The following is a 16,701-nucleotide window of genomic DNA, read 5'->3' as shown; positions in this document are numbered from 1 at the left end:
CTACTCTCCCCGCGAGCGCACGATCAGGTCGGCCAGCAGCGCCACGGACCCGATGAGCATCCCGGACAGGAAGATCATGACGGTGTTGGCCGGGAAGTAGAAGGGGTGCTGGATCATGTCCCAGACGCCCTTGACGAACCCGATGCCCACCAGCCAGAGCGCGGGCGGCATGAGCACCTTGAGCGGGTTGAAGTACATGATCATCCGCAGCACCTGCAGGATGTAGCGGTAGGCGTCGGAGACGAAGCTGAACTTCGACTTGCCGGCCCGCTTGGCGTACTCGATGGGCAGGTAGTAGATGTCGTGCTGGTTGGACAGGAACGACAGCGTGATCGTCGTGACGCAGGAGAACCCGGGGGGCAGCAGCCGCAGATAGGGCTTGGCCACCGACTTGCGGAAAGCGCGCAGCCCCGAGTTGAGGTCGGGGATCTTCTGCCCGGCCAGCATCTCGGCGACCTTGCGGATCACGAACTTGGCCGGCACCCGCAGCAGCTTGTGCGAGCCCTCCTCGCTGGTGCGCGCGCCCACCACCTGGTCGATCGTGGGGTCCTTGTCGAGGATCTGCACCAGGTCGGGGATGCGGTCGTTGGGGTAGGTCATGTCGGCGTCGGTCCAGACGACGATCTCGCCCCTGGCGTCCTGGCTGCCGATGCGGCGCACGGTGCCGGAGCCGCCGTTGCGGTGGAAGGCGCGCACCCGCAGGTGGGGGTAGGCGGGCGCGGCCTCGTGCAGGCGGGCCAGCGTGTCGTCGGTGGAGCAGTCGTCGATGGCGACCAGCTCGTAGGTGTAGCCGCTGGAGTCCATGGCCCTGGTGATGCGCTCGACCTCGTCGATGACGTGGTCCTGCTCGTTGTAGCAGGGCAGGACGATGGTGACGTACGGCGCTTCTTCCACGGCAGGTCCACTCTTGGGGGTCTCTAGCGTGCTCACAGGGATCGAGGTTACTGTGCCCGTCCAGGGGAAGCGTGCACATCGGCTGCTTCGGGGACGGCCATCCACACGTTCATCCGCAGCGACCACGTGCCGTCCGGAGGGCTCACGAGCGAGCGTTCGTCCTGGCGGGCGGTGAGCGCGAAGACCTGCACGGGAGTGCCGTACCTCGCGACCTGGTCGGCCTCGGCGGCCAGCACGACCGGCACCCGGCCGGCCGCCCGCACCCGCTCCGCGAGCCGCCGCGTCTCGTCGTCGCGCGCCACGTCCATGCCGTCCGGCCGCCGCACGCGGGCGGTCGGCAGGTCGCACATCCCCCGTACGACCTGGGTGAACCGTTCGCCGGTGACCCGCTCGACGATCAGCACCGAGGCCCGCTCGGGCAGCCGCGCGCACATGGCCGCCACCGCCGCCGCCTCCCCCCGCTCGACCGGCGTGAACGCGGTGCCGAGCGAGGTCACGGCGGGCGGGACCAGCACGGCCACGACCGCGAGCGCGCTCACCCAGCGCCGGCCGCCGGTCCACGCCCGCAGCCGGTCCAGCCCGTACGCGGCCAGCACCACCAGCCCCGGGATCACGACCGGAACCAGGCGGCGGGCGGCCCACGGATGGTCGGGCGTGATCTCGGGCCGGACCAGCGTGGTGACCGTCGTCCAGCCGATCACCGCGAGCGGCAGCAGCCAGGCGAACGGCGTGCCGTCGCGCAGCAGCCGCCGGGTGAGCAGCGCCGCCGCGAGCGTGGCCAGCACGAGCGCGGGGAGCCCGACGTACCAGGCGACCCAGTGCAGCGACTGCTCGAAGTAGAGGCGGCGGCCGTCCACCGGCAGGCCGTTGGCCCGCTGGATGGCCTCGATCATGTCGAACGTGCGCCGGTCGTCGTCGGTCACCGGGTCGCGGGTGACGGTCTGGAACCACGGGCGGGCGTACAGCGCGGCCATGAGCAGCACGACCAGCCCCGCCCCCGCCGCCGGCGCCCAGCGCGGCGCCCGCAGACGGGCCAGGAGCGGCGCGGCGGCCGTGCCGGCCGCGGTGAGCACGAGCACGGCGGCGCAGATCAGCAGCAGCGGCCGCACCGAGCCCGACAAATAGTTCAGATAGGACCGCGCCAGCAGGTACGCCGCCAGCAGCCCGAGCCCCGCCCCTGCCGCCAGCCCGGCCAGCAGCGGCGGCCCGAGCGCCCCCCGGGGCCGGCCGACACGACGCATCGCGACCAGCAGCCCGGCGAAGGCCAGCACCGGCAGCACGTCCCGCAGCCCGTCGATCCGCACCAGCACGGCCAGCCCGAACACCAGGCCCGCCAAGAAGCCCCGCCACCAGCCGGCCCGCTCCAGCGCGTCGTAGGTCAGCGCCAGTCCGCCGAACAGCAGGATCAGCGACGGGATCTCGCTGAACGTGGTCCGCGAGGTGTAGAGGACCGGCAGGCTGACCGCGAACGCCGCCGCCGCGACCGGCGCCCACCGCGCCCCCGCCAGCCGCGCGGTCACCCCGGCCACGGCGAGCACGGCGAGCGCCCCCAGCACGGCGGGCACCACGAACGGCACGCCCAGCCAGTCGCCGGGCGCGAACAGCATCGGCGCCCCCGGTATGAACTGCGGCGCCACGCCCCCGTCCACCCGGTAGAACCCGACGCTCTCGAAGACCAGCGCGGGATCGGCCCCGCCGAACGCCTCGGGGCGCACGTCGATCGGCAGCGCGCCGTGGCGGGCGATCCAGGCGGTGTACTGGGCGTAGGTCGCCGGGTCGCGCCGGACGGCCAACTGCTCGCTGTGCAGGAGGGCGTTGAACACGCCCGACGCCACGGCGATCACCGTCACCGCCGCGACCTGCCACCAGGCGGTCTCCCCCACCACGGCGCGCGCCCGCGTTCCGGCCCAGGTCAGCAGGGCGGCGGCGGGCAGGCCGAGAAGCAGCGCGGGCAGCGGCGCGAAGCGGCCGAGCAGCAGCAGCGGCAGCCCGGCGAGCAGCCAGCCCGCCACGGCCAGCGCGGGCGCGACGGACAGCGCGGCGAGCGCCCGGCCGGGGAGGAGACGTTCCATCGAGCAGCGAGCGTATCCGGTCGCGCGGCGTGGAACCGGTACCGTACGGCACGTGCCGGAACTGGATCGGGAGGACGTGCGCGTGACGGAGGAGGTTCGCGCGGACGGGCCGGCGGCGCGGGAACAGGGGCGGGGACGGGGGCGGCGGCGCATGCCGCGCGATCTGAGGTCCCTGGCCCGGCGGCACCGGTGGTTCCTGGTGGTGCTCACGCTCGGCACGCTGCTCCGCGCCCTCGCCATGCTGGGCTATCGCCCGGCCCTGTGGTTCCCCGACACCTACACCTACGTCGTCACCGTCTTCCACCCGCGTCCCGACCTGGTCCGCCCGGCCGGCTACTCGATGTTCATCAAGCTGCTGGAGCCGCTGCACTCCTTCGCCGCCGTGGCGGCGGTCCAGCACCTGATGGGCCTGGCCGCCGGCGTGCTGATCTACCGGGTGGCCCGGCGGGCGCCGCGCTGGGCGGCGACGCTCGCCACGGTGCCGGTGCTGCTCGACGCCTACCAGGTCGAGCTGGAGCACCTGCTGGTGTCGGACACGCTGTTCATGTTCCTGGTGGTGTCCGCCGTGGCGCTGGGCGCCACCCGCCGTACGGGCGCGGCCGTCGCCATCGGCCTGCTGCTCGCCGCCGCCACCCTGACGAGGACCGTGGGACAGCCGCTCATCGTGGTGTTCGCGGCCTGGTTCCTGCTGCGGCGGCGGTTCCGGCCCACCGGGGCGCTGCTGGCGGCGGCCCTGGTGCCGGTGGTCGCGTACGGGGCCTGGTTCTACGTCACGTACCAGCGGGTGGGCCTGGTCGGCGCGAACGGCGTCTTCCTGTACGCCCGCACGATGTCGTTCGCCGACTGCGCCAGGATGGACCCGCCCGCCGACCTGAAGGTTCTGTGCGACCCGCGCCCGCCGGAGCAGCGCCCGCCCTCGCAGGAGTACATCTGGGCCAAGGACGCCCCGATCGTGCAGTTGCCGGGCATCACCTTCACCAAGGAGACCGACGACCTCGCCGCCCGCTTCGCGGCGCGGGCGATCCTCACCCAGCCGCTCGACTACGCCGCCTCGGTCCTGGGCGAGCTGGCCCGTACGTTCCGCTGGGACCGGCCGGTCTACCCCGACCAGGAGATCTACGCCTACTACGAGTTCCCGGTCACGCCGCCGGGACCGCCCGGCCGCTATCCCGCGCAGCGGGGCGCGGAGTTCGCCCAGCGCTACGAGCAGGGCGCGATCGGCACGGAGATCGTCGAGCCCTACGCGGGATGGCTGCGGGCCTACCAGAGCATGGCGCGGCTGCCCGGCCCGGTGCTCCTGGCGGCCCTCCTGGTGCCCCCGGTCGCGGCGCTCAGGCGCAGGCGTTCGGGGGGACGGCTCCCCGGGGGCGCGTACTGGGCGCTGCCGTGGTCCACGGCGATCGTGCTGTTGATCACACCGGCCGCGGCGGCGGAGTTCGACTACCGGTACGTACTGCCGGCCGTCCCCCTGGCGTGCCTGGCCGCGGTCCTCAGCATCCGCCCTGACCTGCGGTCAAACGCGGAGGGCGGCAAAGAGTTCGGCGATAATATTCCCCCTTATGTCCGGTCCTGAGTATGCTTCTCCGCGGAAACATCACGCCCGGGTCACGGTCGTTTCCGGCGGTCGTCGCACCGGACACTCGGAACGTCACCTAATCTCATGGCGCGGCAGGACCAAGCCGGCGCACGGGCGCGAGGAACGAGGCCAGGGGGCGTATGAGTGACTACAGGATCGCGCCGGTAGTCGACACCGCGCAGCAGGGCTACCGCTCGGCGCCCCCCCAGCCAGGCAGCAGGATGGCCCGCAGGGCCGCCGCCGGCGGCGGCGCGAGCCCCGTGCCACCGCCCCCTCCCCCTCCGCCCGGCGACGAGCCGCCGCGCGGCCGCCGCGGCGGCGGTGGCGGTGGCGGAGGCGGCAAGATGCGGGTGCTGGCCTGGGTCAGCATCGGCGTCACCACGGTCATGGTGGCGGGCTCGCTGACCGCCTACGCGACGTTCCGCGACGCCTTCGGCAACATCACCCAGAAGAGCGTCAAGGACGACATCATCAACCCCCGGCCTCCGGACACCGGCGCGCTCAACGTGCTGCTCGTCGGCTCCGACACGCGGGCGGGCGCGGGCAACGCGAGGTACGGTCAGCAGACCGCCCGGCTGGCCGACGCGGGCGGCAAGCGCACCGACACGATCATCCTCATGCACATCTCGCCCAACCGCGACAAGGCCCGGCTGATCAGCTTCCCGCGCGACTCCATGGTGCAGATCCCCAAGTGCAAGAACGAGACCACCAAGCAGGAGATGGCGCCGCGCCGTGACATGATCAACTCGGCGTACAACTCGGGCGGCGTCGCCTGCACCATCTCCACCATCGAGACCCTCACCGGCATCCGCGTCAACCACTTCGTCGAGGTCGACTTCAGCGGCTTCAAGAACATCGTGGACGCGCTCGGCGGCATCGAGATCTGCCTGAGGACCGCCGTCAACGACAAGGCCAGCAAGCTCGTCCTGCCCGCCGGCAAGAGCCGGCTCGACGGCGAGAAGGCGCTCGGCTACGTGCGCCTGCGCAAGTACGGCGACGGCAGCGACATCCAGCGCATCCGCCGCCAGCAGATCTTCCTCAGCAAGGTCGTCGCCAAGGCCACCAGCAGCGAGCTGCTCACCGACGTCGGCAAGCTCAGGGACTTCATCTCCGCCGCGGCCGGCTCGGTCACCATGGACCCCGAGCTCGCCAACGACCCCGAGCAGCTCATCGAGATCGCGACGAGCGCCAAGCAGCTCACGGCGGGCGGCGTGCAGTTCACCACCATCCCGTGGGTCCCCGACCCGGAGGACGAGAACCGCGTGGTGTGGAAGGAACCCGACGCCACCAAGCTGTTCACCTCGATCAAGACCGACACCGAGGTCGCCACCCCGGCCCCGTCGGCCAGTGCGGGCACCGGCAAGCCGAAGGCCACGATCAAGCCGGAGCAGGTCAAGGTGCAGGTGCTCAACGGCACCAAGACCGTCGGCAAGGCCCGCGAGGTCGCCGACCAGCTCGCCGAGCAGGGCTTCACCGTCGTCGGCCTCGGCAACTACGAGGCGCCGGGCGGCGTCGGCCTGGCCAAGACCGAGGTCCACTACACCAAGACGGCCGAGACGGCCCCCGACTACGCCGGCACGCTGGCGGGCGCGGTGCTGCCCAAGCCGACGGCGGCGTCGGGGCGGGTCAAGGTGACGAACCCGTCGGCGTACACGTCCACGACCGCCGCCGCGGGGGCCGCGCCGAAGGGTGCGCCGGTCATCCAGCTCGTGGTGGGCGAGGACTTCGACTCGGTCAAGGTCACCAAGCTGCCGGACAGTGTGAAGAACAGCACCATCACCGCCGCCGACCAGAAGAACGTCTGCACCTGAGGCTCCAAATTCGCTGTGTAACCCGGCATTCTGGACGGCTGTCGGAGACAGGAACCGTACGGGCGGGATAATGTGTTGCGGGTCGGCGACGCAGCGCGACACCGGATCGTTACCGGATCATCACGTCTCGTTGGCGCCGTGCTCCCCGGCCCCTAGCGAAGCTGAGCGACTTCCCCCGTGTCTGACACCAGATTCTCCCGACCGGCCACGACTCCCGGGGGCCAGGCGGCTCCGGGCGAGGAAGGCGGCCCCGCCCAGACGGGCGCGCGGTGGCCGCTGCCGGAGGAGTCGATCTGGAGCGACCGCACCGACCCCGGCGTCGCAGGCCCCCAGGGACCGCGCCCGCAGGGACCGGCCACACAGGGATCAGGTCCGCAGGGAACGGCCGCACAGGGATCCGGCCCGCAGGGACCCGCCCCACAGAGGCCGGCCGCACAGGGATCAGGCCCGCAGGGGCCGGCCCCGCAGAGGCCGGCCGCGCAAGGACCGGGACCACAGGGACCGGGCTCGCACGCGGGGCCGCCCAACCGGGCCCCCGGCGCTCCCACTCCCCAAGGCACTCCGCCGCGCGATCCCGCTCCTCGGGGGCCTGGCTCCGCCTTCCAGCGGCCCGCCGCCCCTGCCGGGCCGGCCGGCTACGCGGGTGCGCCGGGTGTACCGGACGCTCCTGCCGGGCGTCCAGGCCCGCCGCCGGGCGCCGGAAACGCCCGTCCGGACGGGCCCGCCACCGTGCCCGCCACCGGGGCCGCCACCGCCACCGCCCAGACCGGGCCCGGTGAGGGCGCGGAGGCCGAGGCGCGGCCCGAGGCCGAGCCGCCGCGCCGCCGCCGCGACCCGTTCCTCGACAACGTCAAGTTCGTCCTGATCGCGCTCGTGGTCGTGGGCCACTCCCTGGTGCCCACGCTCGCCGCCGACAGCTCGCGGGCGCTCTACATCTTCATCTACACCTTCCACATGCCGCTGTTCGTGCTGATCAGCGGCTACCTGTCCAGAAACTTCTGGAACTCCAACGCCAAGACCAACAAGCTGGTCGACACGTTCCTGGTCCCGTACGTCATCGTCGAGGTCGGCTATGCCGCGCTCCGCACCGCGCTGGGCAGCAAGTGGAGCCTGACCATCATCGACCCGGCCTGGCTCAACTGGTATCTGCTGGCGCTGCTGTTCTGGCGCCTGTCCACACCGGTGTGGAAGCGCATGAAGTACCCGGTGCCGGTGGCGATCGCCATCTACCTGTTCGCCGGGTTCTCCCAGATCTCCGGTGACTTCAGCATGGACCGCTTCTTCGGCCTGATGCCGTTCTTCGTCATCGGCCTGGTCATGCAGCCCGAGCACTTCGAGATGCTCAACCGGCGCTGGATCAAGATCGTGTCGGTGTTCACGATCCTCGGCGCGGCCGCCGTGGCGATCCTCGTGGCCCCCCACACCAAGCTCGGCCCGTTCTACTACAAGAACAGCTACGCCGACCTCAACCTGTCCTGGTACATGGGCATCGGCCTGCGCACGGCGCTGCTGATCTGCGCGCTGGCGATGTGCTTCGCCGTGCTGGCGCTGGTGCCGCGGGGCGAGACGTGGTTCTCCGACCTCGGCACCCGCACGCTCTACTGCTACCTGCTGCACGGCGTCCCTGTGCTGATCGCCAAGGAGATGGGCTGGCTGGAGTTCCCGTGGCTGTTCGGGCCGCTGGGGGTGCTGGCCATCGCGTCCAGCTGCTTCGCGCTGGCGATCATCCTGTGCCTGCCGGAGACCAGGACCCTCTTCAAGTGGGTGCTGGAGCCACGCCTGACCTGGCTCTACCGGCGGCCGTCGGCGAAGCTGAGCGCCGGAAGTTAGGCGAGCGTTCCACCCGAGTTCACGCCCGTGACCGTGTGGGCGCGGAGCATCGACACATGCGCGCATGTGTCGCCACCACCGTCCATCATCCCGAGGACGCCCGGATCATGCACCGGCAGATCCGGGCGCTGCTCGACGCGGGCCACGAGGTGACCTACGTCGCGCCGTTCACCTACCACAACGTGACCCCGGCGGCCGGGCTGACGCCGGTGGACGTGCCCCGCCGCGCCTCGCTCCGGAGGGCCCACGCCGCGCTCAGGCGCGCGCTCAGGGACGCGGACCTGCTCGTCGTCCACGAGCACCGGCTGCTGCGGGCGCTGCCGCACCGGCGCCCACCGGTCGTCTGGGACGTACGCGAGCGGGTCACGCCCCGCCGCCTCGCCCGCGCGGAGCGGCGGCACCGGATCGTCACCTCGGCGGAGGTGCCGGAGGCCACGTTCGTCGCCGCCGAGCCGCCGCCGCCCGGCGACGCCAGGATCGTGCACCTCGGCCGCCTCGCCGCCGACCGCGGCGTGACGGAGCTGATCGCCCTGGCCGAGCGCCTGGCCCCGTACGGGGTCCGGCTCGACCTCATCGGCCCGGCCGAGCCCGGTGTGCGCCCGCTGCTGCGCGACGCCCAGCGGGTCGGCCTGCTCGACTGGTACGGCTACGTGCCGCTCCGCCACGCCCTGCGCATGGCCGAGGGCGCGCTCGCCGGGCTGTCGCTGGCGGACGAGACGGTGCCGTGGCTGCCGACGAAGATCCTCGACTACATGGGCCGCGGCCTCCCGGTGGTCACCACTCCCCAGGGCGCGGCCCCTGTGGAGTCCGCCGGGTGCGGCCTGGTCGTGCCCCGGGACGTGGACGCCGTGCTGAACGCCGTGCTCGACCTCAAGGAGGACCCGGCCCGCCGGGCCGAGCTGGGGGCGCGCGGGCACGCCGAGGCCCGGCTGCGCCACCACTGGCCCGACCACGCGGCGGCCTTCGTGCGTCACGCCGAGTCGTGGGCGGGCCTCGGCGCCGCCCGCGTCCTCACGTCCGGGGTAGGCATCAGGGGCGCGGCGGGCATGGCGGCCCGGCGTGGCGGTTGATGTACTGAAGCCATGGCATCGCAACTGATCCAGGGCCGGACGGTCGAGTTCCCCGTGCGGGTGCGGGACGCGCAGGTGTGCAGTGCCGTCTACCCGGTCCGTGCCGACGCCGCGCGGGCGGTGATCGCCTACTCCGGCCTCGACGTGGCCGAGGCGCTGCCCGGCAAGGCCGTCTGCGTGCTGGTGTTCGTCGACTACCGCGACGGCGACCTCGACGCCTACCACGAGTTCGGCATGGCGTTCCTGGTCCGGCCGCCGGGCATGGCGGGCTCTCCTGGGCCTGGCGAGGTGCTGAGGGCGGGGGTGTTCGTGCACTGGCTGCCGGTGGACCAGGGGTTCACGCTGGAGGCCGGGCGCACGCTGTGGGGGTTCCCGAAGGAGCTGGCGGACATCGAGCTGCGGCTCGGGTCGCCGTACAAGCGGTGTGTGCTGCGCAAGGACGGCCGGCTCGTGCTCGACCTGCTGATCAAGCCCGGCGTCCCGGTGCCGGGGGCGACCGCGGTGACGCCCATGGACGCCTACACCCACCGCGACGGGGTCACCCGGCGGGTGCCGTGGTCCGTACGGGCCCGCGGCGCGCGGGTGCGGCCGGGCGGGGCGCTGATCCGCCTGGGCAACCACCCCATCGCCAAGGAGCTGAGCGAGCTGGGGCTGCCCAAGCGGGCGCTGTTCAGCACGACGGTCGCGCGGGCGCAGATGACCTTCGGCGAGGCGTCACCCGCCTGAGAGTGGCTCAGACGATCGGCGGGCGGCCCAGCTTGACCATGCGCCACGCCGTGCGCCACGCCATCGGCCGCCGCTCGCCGGCGGGCGTGCGCAGCCCTTCGCCGAAGCCGCGGAACCACGCCTTGATCGCGGTCGGCGAGCGGCGCTCGCGGATGAGCGTGAGCACGACCCAGTTGGTCAGGTAGAGCACCGCCAGCGGCCAGGGCAGGTTGCGCCGCGCCAGCCAGACCCGGTTGCGGGCGTTGAGCCGGTAGAACTCGGCGTGCCGGGTGGGCGGCACCTGGGGGTGGTACATCACCGTCTCGGCGTCGTACTCGATGCGGTAGCCCTCGCCGAGCAGCCGCCAGGCCAGGTCGGTCTCCTCGTGGGCGTAGAAGAACCGCTCGGGCAGGCCGCCCACCTGGAGGAACGCCGAGCGCCTGATGGCCGAGGCGCCGCCGAGGAACGTGGTGACGGGCGAGGAGCGCTGCGGATCGCCGGCCCGCAGCCTCGGGACGTGGCGCCGCTGGCCGATGCCGCCGTCGGGGTCCATCACCCGGAAGGAGATCACCGCGAGGTCGGGCTCGGTGGCGAAGCGGTCGCGTACGTGGGCGACGACCTTCTGGTCGGCGTACCAGCCGTCGTCGTCGAGGAACAGCACGACGTCTCCGGAGCACTCCTCCACGCCACGGTTGCGGCCGGCGGGGATGCCGGTGTTACGGTCGAGCCGGATCGATTTGACGACCGCGGACGACCCTTCGGGTGGCGTCGCCGACACCGCGGGCACGTCGGCGCCATTGCCCACGATCACCACCTCGACGTCGCCGTCGATCTGGTTGAGCGCGGACTCGACCGCCCGGTTCAGCTCCGCGACCCGGTTGCCCATGGTGAGGATGACGCACGAGATCTTCAACGAATCACTGTCCTGACGCGTTGAGAACACGGGCGGAGCATTCTTTCATGATCACCGAGTCTGGTCGCATGGTCCTGAATCTAGGGTGAGCTAAGCGTATCGGAACCGAGGGTGAACCCCCACCGAACCGACGACGTCCGATCAATACGACGGACGAGCGGCCGCTCCGGTTCCGACATCGGATCACGCCAGCCGCCGCGACGCCAGGATGCTGACCAAATGCAGGACGACTTGTAGGCAGGCCGCGACGAAGCAGGCCACCAGCAGCACCCTGGTCGCCGCGAGGTCGCCCCGCACCGCGTCGATCACGGCCGCCGCGAGGGCCAGCAGCGACAGCTCGATCGGCTGCACGATGCGGTGGAACTTCGTGGCCGACAGGATGCGCCGCCCCAGCCCGAGCAGCCCGGAGCGGAACTGCACCGCGCCCGACTCCCCCGCCGCGGGCAGGCCGCCCTTGGCCCGCGCCACCTCGACCAGGTCGGTCTCGGCCTTGATGAGGATGGCGCCGAGCGCGGCGGCCACCCCCAGCACGGTGTACCAGTCGGGCAGCACGGCCGAGGCCCGCCAGCCCAGCCCGGCCAGCACGGCCGCCTCGGCGAAGTAGGCCCCCACCCGGTCGAGGTAGACGCCGGTCAGCGAGGTGCGGCCGGTCCAGCGGGCCAGCTCGCCGTCGGAGCAGTCGAGCAGCAGGTAGACCTGGATGAGCAGGGCGGCGGCCACGGCCGCCCAGAGCCCGGGCAGCGCGATCACGAACCCGGCCAGCACCCCGGCCACCGTCATCACCCAGGTGAGCTGGTTGGGCGTGACCCGGGTGCGCGCCATGAGCCAGGTGACGTAGATGGACAGGCGGCGCATGTAGAGCACGCCGGCCCAGTGCTCGCCGTTCCTGCGCTCCAGATGACCGGCGGGCTGGGCGACCCGCCGCAGCTCAGCTACCGAAGGTCCGGACATAGTCCGCCACCCGCTCACGGATCTCGTTGTCCTGCATGCGGAGGTGCTCCAGGATCGTGTAGCGGCCGGGACGGGTGGACGGAGCCAGCGCCACGGCCTCGGCGAACTGCTCGACGCTCAGCCCGATGTCGCCCGGCACCACCGGCAGCTCGTGCCGGCGCAGGCAGTCGGCGACCTGCCTGGCCCGCGCCTCGTCCTCGCGGAGGAAGAAACAGAAGGCGGAGCCGATGCCGGCGAGCTCGCCGTGGTTGGAGGTGCCGGGGAAGAGCTGATCCACGGCATGCAGGATCTCATGATCGCCGCCGCTCGCGGGCCGCGACGACCCGGCGATGACCATGGACATGCCCGACAGGATCAGGGACTCGGCCAGCACGGTCAGGAACGCGTCGGACTCGATGCCGTCCTGACGGCCCACCAGCGCCTCGGCGGCGGTGCGGGCCATCGAGCAGGCCAGGCCGTCGATGGGCTCGCCGCGCTCGACGTTGCCGAGCTGCCAGTCCTCGATCGCCGACAGGTTGCTCACCACGTCGCCCACCCCTGCCCGGACCAGCGTGGGGGGCGCGGCGTGCACGAAGTCGAGGTCGACCAGGATGGCGAGCGGCATCGGCACGCCGAACGAGCCCTTGCCGCCCTCGTAGACGAGGGAGGCGGTGGGCGAGCAGATGCCGTCGTGGGAAAGGTTGGTGGCCACGGCGACCATCGGGATGCCGGCCAGCGAGGCGGCGTACTTGGTGGCGTCGATGGTCTTGCCGCCGCCCACGCCGACCACGACCTCGAAGGCGCTCTTGCGCAGGTCGGCCCCGAGCGAGACGGCCGCGTCGACCGTCCCGTCGGACACCCGGAACACCTCGGCCTCGTCGAGCTGCGGGGAGATCAGGCTCTCGATGTGGTCGCCCTGCCCCGGGCCGACGGCGACGGCGACCCGGCCGGAGGTCGCCACCCTGCTGTCGGCCAGCAGAGCGCCGAGCTCCGCCACGGCGCCCCGCCTGACCTGCATGGTCAGCGGCGCCGGCAACATCCTCGCCAGAAGCGGCATGCCCGCCTCCTCAGTAGCGCACGGCGATGGTGCGGGCCTTGGCCAGGTCGTCGTGGTTGTCCACCTCGACCCAGTCGACCTCGCCGATGGGCGCGGCGTGGATGGTCTCGCCGCGCTCGACCATCTCCTGGTAGCCGTCCTCGTAGTAGAGCTGCGGGTCGCGCTCGAAGGTGGCCTTGAGGGCGTCGGCCAGCCGCTCGGCGGCGGCGGGGCGGATCAGGGTGGCGCCGATGTACTCGCCGTACGCCTCGGCCGGGTCCATCAGCTTGGTGATGCGCCGCAGCGAGCCGCCCTCGTCGAGGATCACCTTCATCTCCTCGTCGGCGAGCTTCTTGACGTTGTCGACGGCGAGCAGGATGTCGCTGGTCTCGGGGGCGGCCAGCAGCGTCTTCTCGACCGAGACCGGGTGCACGGTGTCGCCGTTGACCAGCAGCGCGCCCTGCGCGAAGTAGTCGCGGGCGCACCACAGGGAGTAGGCGTTGTTCCACTCCTCGGCCTTGTCGTTGTGCACCAGGGTGAGCTTGACGCCGTACTTCTCCTCGAAGGCGGCCTTGCGCTCGTGCACGGCCTGCGCCGCGTAGCCGACGACGATCACGATGTCCCGCAGGCCCACCTCGGCGAGGTTGCGCAGCGAGATGTCCATGATCGTGGTTTCGCCGTCGACCGGCACGAGCGCCTTGGGCAGCGTGTCGGTGTAAGGCCGCAGGCGTCGTCCGGCCCCAGCGGCCAGCACCATTCCCAGCAACGTGCACTCCTCAGTCGAGCATGACTACGTGTGGGCCAAAGGTTAGTTGCCTTTGGGCCCTCCGCGGGTAATCCGGAGTCAGTCTTGCGTTCGCGCATCGGTCGCCTCCACCCGTACGGAGGGCACGGCGAGCCAGCGGGTGAGGCTCTCCCAGCCGAACAGCCCCCACAGGTAGAGCGCCAGCAGCGTGTAGCCGGCGGTCAGCGGCCCCATGAGCGCGACCAGGGAGACGACCATCATCCGGCCGTCCCAGCCGAGCCCGGCCGTGGCCAGCCACGAGGGCGGGTGGACCCGCTGCCGCAGGCGGTAGACCAGATCGTAATGATGGAAGGCGAGCGCGCCGAGCAGCACCATGATCAGCAGCGGGTGCAGCCCGTGGGCGAACCCGACGGCTGCCACGAAGGTGTACTCGATCAGCCGCAGGATCGGCGGCACCAGCCAGTCGAAGCGGCCGTCGTGCGGGTGCGTGCTGCCCGGCCCGGCCAGCAGCAGCGTGACGGCGGGCGCGAAGACCGCGAGCCCGTCGGTGCCGGCCACGCCGAGCAGCAGCAGCACGCCGGTGACGAACGTGCCGGCCAGCACCGGCGGCAGCGGCGGGAGCTGACCGGCCACCAGCAGGCCCATCGCGCGCGAGAGCGGCCCGTCGTCGCGCTGCGCGACGACGGCGCTCCGCGGCACCGGCGCCATGTGCACGGGCCTGCTTCCCTGGCGCCCTCTCAGGTCACTCATCGCGCCGACCTCGCCATCCGTCCGAGCAGCTGGTACGTCATCGCCACCCCGCCCCAGGCCAGCAGCGTCACGAACGTCGTCCGCGCCCCCCACCCCGCGGCGGTGACGCAGATCAGCGCGGTCCGCTCGCCGATCGGCAGCACGATCATCCGCTTGAGCCAGCGCACGACCGGCATCCGCTCGACCCGCCGGGCGAGCGCGAGCAGCCCACGGGGCGAGGCGGCGTCGGCCGACTCGCGCAGGGGCCGCGCCGGGCGGGCCCAGGGCGCGCCGGACCCGGCCGCGTCCGCCGTCGCGCCGGCGAAGGAGTGGGTCAGGGCGTGCCGGACGACCTGGAGGATCATCGCGGCCACGGCCAGCCGCCAGATGCCGGGGCCGGGGACGCCGAGGGCCAGCCCGGCGTAGACGAGGTATTCCTTCAGCCGGTCGGCCATGCCGTCCACCCACGCCCCGAGCGGCGAGAACGTACGGGTGTAGCGGGCGAGCTGCCCGTCGAGGCAGTCGAGCCCGAACGACAGGTAGAACAGCACCGCCCCCAGCAGGAGCCCGCCCGGCGTGCCGGCCGAGAACCACACCGCCGCGAGCACCGCCAGCCCGATCGAGATGCCGGTCACCGTGTTGGGGGTGAGCTTCAGCCGGGCGGCCGGCTTGATCAGGTGGCGGGTCCAGGTGGAGACGAGGAACGTGGCGAAGAAGCCGTCGTCGTCCTTGACCGAGGTGTCGAGCCGGACGCGGTCCTCGTCCACGTCGGCCAGCCGCTCGACGGCCACGTCGGCCGCGTGCTGCCCGGTGACCCGGTCGGCGTGCAGCGGCCCGAGCGGGGCGGCGCGGACCTTCACGCCGCTGCGGACGAGCCCGACCAGCAGCAGGTCCACGGTCTCGACGGGGGTGACCGGGCCGAGCTTGCCGGTGTCGGCCAGCTCGGCCAGCTCCTCGGCGACCTCGGCGAGCGTGCCGAGGTCGGGCGCGGCGGTCTGGAGCAGGCCGCGGAAGGTGGCGTTGGCCTCGGGCACGATGTGGAACGAGCTGCCGGCCGCCACGACCGTGCCGCCCTCGACCCGGACCGGCGGCCGGAGCGGGCCCGCGGCCGCGTCGAGCGCGACCAGCGCGCCGGTGCCGGGCGCCGGCTGGTCCAGCAGCAGCGCCAGGGCCTCGGTGTGGGCCACGAGGTCGGCGGGCACCAGGGCGACCGCGCTCACGGCCGTCCTGGCGATCTTCGCGACGCCTCTGAGGTCGGCCGCGAGGCCGCCCCCGGGCGACAGCACCTGCACGTCGCGGACGGGCAGGAGGTCGAGCTGCATGCCGAGGCGGTCGAGCAGCGTGCCGTCGGAGCAGGAGAGCCTGCTCGCCGGCGTGGTGGCGAGGACGACGGCCGCCGTGGCCGGATGGTCGTGCCTCGGGTGGTCGTGCGCGGTCAGCGAGTCGGGCAAAGCGCAGGTCTCCTACCGGTCGGGCGGAGGTGCGTGGACTTTAAGGGGGGTGCGTAGCCTCAGCGTAGCGACCGGTGAACGCGATATCACGGAACAGGACCGTTACCGGCACGTCCCGGTTCCCGCCGGACCTGCCCTACGCTCGCGTTATGGATTCGCGGTCGGTTGGCGTGCTCCTGGCGGGCGGCGTGGGGCAGCGGGTGGGCCTGGCCCTGCCCAAGCAGCTCGTCGAGGTGGCGGGCAGGACGATTCTCGAGCACTCGCTGGCGGTCTTCGAGTCCGCGCCGGACGTCGACGAGATCGTGGTGCTGATGACGCCCGGCTACACCGACCGGGTGGCGGAGATCGTGGAGCGCGGCGGCTACCGCAAGGTCTCCCAGGTCGTGGAGGGCGGCGCGAGCCGCCCAGAGAGCACGTGGCGGGCGTTGCGGGCGCTCGGCACCGAGGAGTGCGACGTGCTGCTGCACGACGCCGTACGGCCGCTCCTGGAGCCCCGGATCATCTCGGAGTGCGTCCGGGCCCTTCGCACCCACAAAGCCGTCAACGTGGCGATCCCGAGCTCCGACACGGTCTTCGTGGCCGCGCCGGCGGGGGATGGCGAGGTCGTCGGCGAGATGCTGGACCGCGCGGTGCTGCGGCGCAGCCAGACGCCGCAGTGCTTCAAGCTGTCGGTGATCAGGGAGGCGTACGAGCGGGCGTTCGCCGATCCGGAGTTCGCCGACCGCCCGGCGACCGACGACTGCGGCGTGGTGCTGCGCTACCTGCCGGAGGTGCCGATCCACCTGGTGGCGGGCAGCGAGCGCAACATCAAGGTCACCCATCCCGCCGACCTGCGGATCGCCGAGCTGCTGTTCAAACTGGCCGCAGAGGCGTAGCAGCGGCATAAGGGCCCAATCCGCCGCTATCAGGGCACGCGACAGACGGGTACGTGGACGGCGC

Annotated in this window: 14 protein-coding genes; 6 read left to right on the top strand and 8 right to left on the bottom strand. The window is 72.3% G+C overall.

The features are described from left to right. Together ACBR40_RS28630 and ACBR40_RS28625 are read right to left on the bottom strand one after the other, a co-directional pair. Complete coding sequence (locus ACBR40_RS28630) at nt 1–930, bottom strand: glycosyltransferase family 2 protein (protein ID WP_344210272.1); 930 nt, start codon at nt 928–930, stop codon at nt 1–3. A gap of 11 nt (nt 931–941) precedes the next feature. After that, nucleotides 942–2,966 carry a hypothetical protein gene (locus ACBR40_RS28625; RefSeq protein ID WP_371250772.1) on the bottom strand — a complete coding sequence of 675 codons (2,025 nt, stop codon included), beginning with the start codon at nt 2,964–2,966 and terminating at the stop codon, nt 942–944. A 52-nt stretch (nt 2,967–3,018) separates the two neighbouring features. On the opposite strand from ACBR40_RS28625, the gene ACBR40_RS28620 reads away from it, so the two are divergent. From ACBR40_RS28620 to ACBR40_RS28600, 5 genes are all read left to right on the top strand, one after another. Next, the gene (locus ACBR40_RS28620) at nt 3,019–4,539 is read left to right on the top strand and encodes a hypothetical protein (protein ID WP_371250771.1); all 1,521 of its coding nucleotides are present in this window, start codon (nt 3,019–3,021) and stop codon (nt 4,537–4,539) included. 143 nt (nt 4,540–4,682) lie between these two features. Beyond that, nucleotides 4,683–6,353 (top strand): LCP family protein, encoded by a 1,671-nt coding sequence (locus ACBR40_RS28615; RefSeq protein WP_371250770.1) that lies wholly within the window; start codon nt 4,683–4,685, stop codon nt 6,351–6,353. Nucleotides 6,354–7,082: 729 nt separating this feature from the next. Then, nucleotides 7,083–8,183, top strand: coding sequence for an acyltransferase family protein (locus ACBR40_RS28610; protein WP_371250769.1), 1,101 nt, complete (start codon nt 7,083–7,085; stop codon nt 8,181–8,183). Nucleotides 8,184–8,239: 56 nt separating this feature from the next. After that, complete coding sequence (locus ACBR40_RS28605) at nt 8,240–9,253, top strand: glycosyltransferase (protein ID WP_371250768.1); 1,014 nt, start codon at nt 8,240–8,242, stop codon at nt 9,251–9,253. Nucleotides 9,254–9,265: 12 nt separating this feature from the next. Further along, nucleotides 9,266–9,979 (top strand): acetoacetate decarboxylase family protein, encoded by a 714-nt coding sequence (locus ACBR40_RS28600; protein WP_344210284.1) that lies wholly within the window; start codon nt 9,266–9,268, stop codon nt 9,977–9,979. Nucleotides 9,980–9,986: 7 nt separating this feature from the next. Here the strand turns inward: ACBR40_RS28600 and ACBR40_RS28595 are convergent, their stop codons facing one another. The 6 genes from ACBR40_RS28595 to ACBR40_RS28570 all read right to left on the bottom strand — a co-directional run bounded on the left by ACBR40_RS28595 (nt 9,987) and on the right by ACBR40_RS28570 (nt 15,762). Further along, nucleotides 9,987–10,871, bottom strand: a complete 885-nt coding sequence (locus ACBR40_RS28595) for a glycosyltransferase (protein ID WP_329584757.1) — start codon at nt 10,869–10,871, stop codon at nt 9,987–9,989. Between the two features lie 183 nt (nt 10,872–11,054). Next, nucleotides 11,055–11,822: a CDP-alcohol phosphatidyltransferase family protein gene (locus ACBR40_RS28590; RefSeq protein WP_371250767.1), complete on the bottom strand. Its 768-nt coding sequence runs from the start codon at nt 11,820–11,822 to the stop codon at nt 11,055–11,057. After that, nucleotides 11,800–12,840, bottom strand: coding sequence for an iron-containing alcohol dehydrogenase family protein (locus ACBR40_RS28585; protein ID WP_344210470.1), 1,041 nt, complete (start codon nt 12,838–12,840; stop codon nt 11,800–11,802). Before ACBR40_RS28585 ends, ACBR40_RS28590 begins: the two co-directional genes overlap by 23 nt. A gap of 28 nt (nt 12,841–12,868) precedes the next feature. Next, on the bottom strand, nt 12,869–13,603 hold the full coding sequence (locus ACBR40_RS28580) for a phosphocholine cytidylyltransferase family protein (protein ID WP_344210287.1): 735 nt from the start codon (nt 13,601–13,603) through the stop codon (nt 12,869–12,871). Nucleotides 13,604–13,681: 78 nt separating this feature from the next. Next, a complete protein-coding gene (locus tag ACBR40_RS28575; RefSeq protein ID WP_371250766.1) occupies nt 13,682–14,332 on the bottom strand; it encodes a DUF5941 domain-containing protein in 651 nt (216 codons plus the stop codon). Continuing rightward, a complete protein-coding gene (locus tag ACBR40_RS28570) occupies nt 14,329–15,762 on the bottom strand; it encodes a CDP-alcohol phosphatidyltransferase family protein (protein WP_371250765.1) in 1,434 nt (477 codons plus the stop codon). The genes ACBR40_RS28575 and ACBR40_RS28570 overlap by 4 nt, the downstream gene beginning before the upstream one ends. A gap of 149 nt (nt 15,763–15,911) precedes the next feature. Here ACBR40_RS28570 and ACBR40_RS28565 point away from each other — a divergent pair, with 149 nt between their 5' ends. Then, nucleotides 15,912–16,637 carry a 2-C-methyl-D-erythritol 4-phosphate cytidylyltransferase gene (locus ACBR40_RS28565; RefSeq protein WP_371250764.1) on the top strand — a complete coding sequence of 242 codons (726 nt, stop codon included), beginning with the start codon at nt 15,912–15,914 and terminating at the stop codon, nt 16,635–16,637. The last annotated feature ends 64 nt before the right edge of the window (nt 16,638–16,701 follow it).

Origin of the sequence: Nonomuraea sp. AD125B (assembly GCF_041402765.1) — a bacterium.
In the GTDB taxonomy this organism is placed as follows: Bacteria; Actinomycetota; Actinomycetes; order Streptosporangiales; family Streptosporangiaceae; genus Nonomuraea; species Nonomuraea bangladeshensis.
The sequence above is the reverse complement of the archived record's forward strand: the minus strand, read 5'-3'. Positions and strand labels throughout refer to the sequence as shown.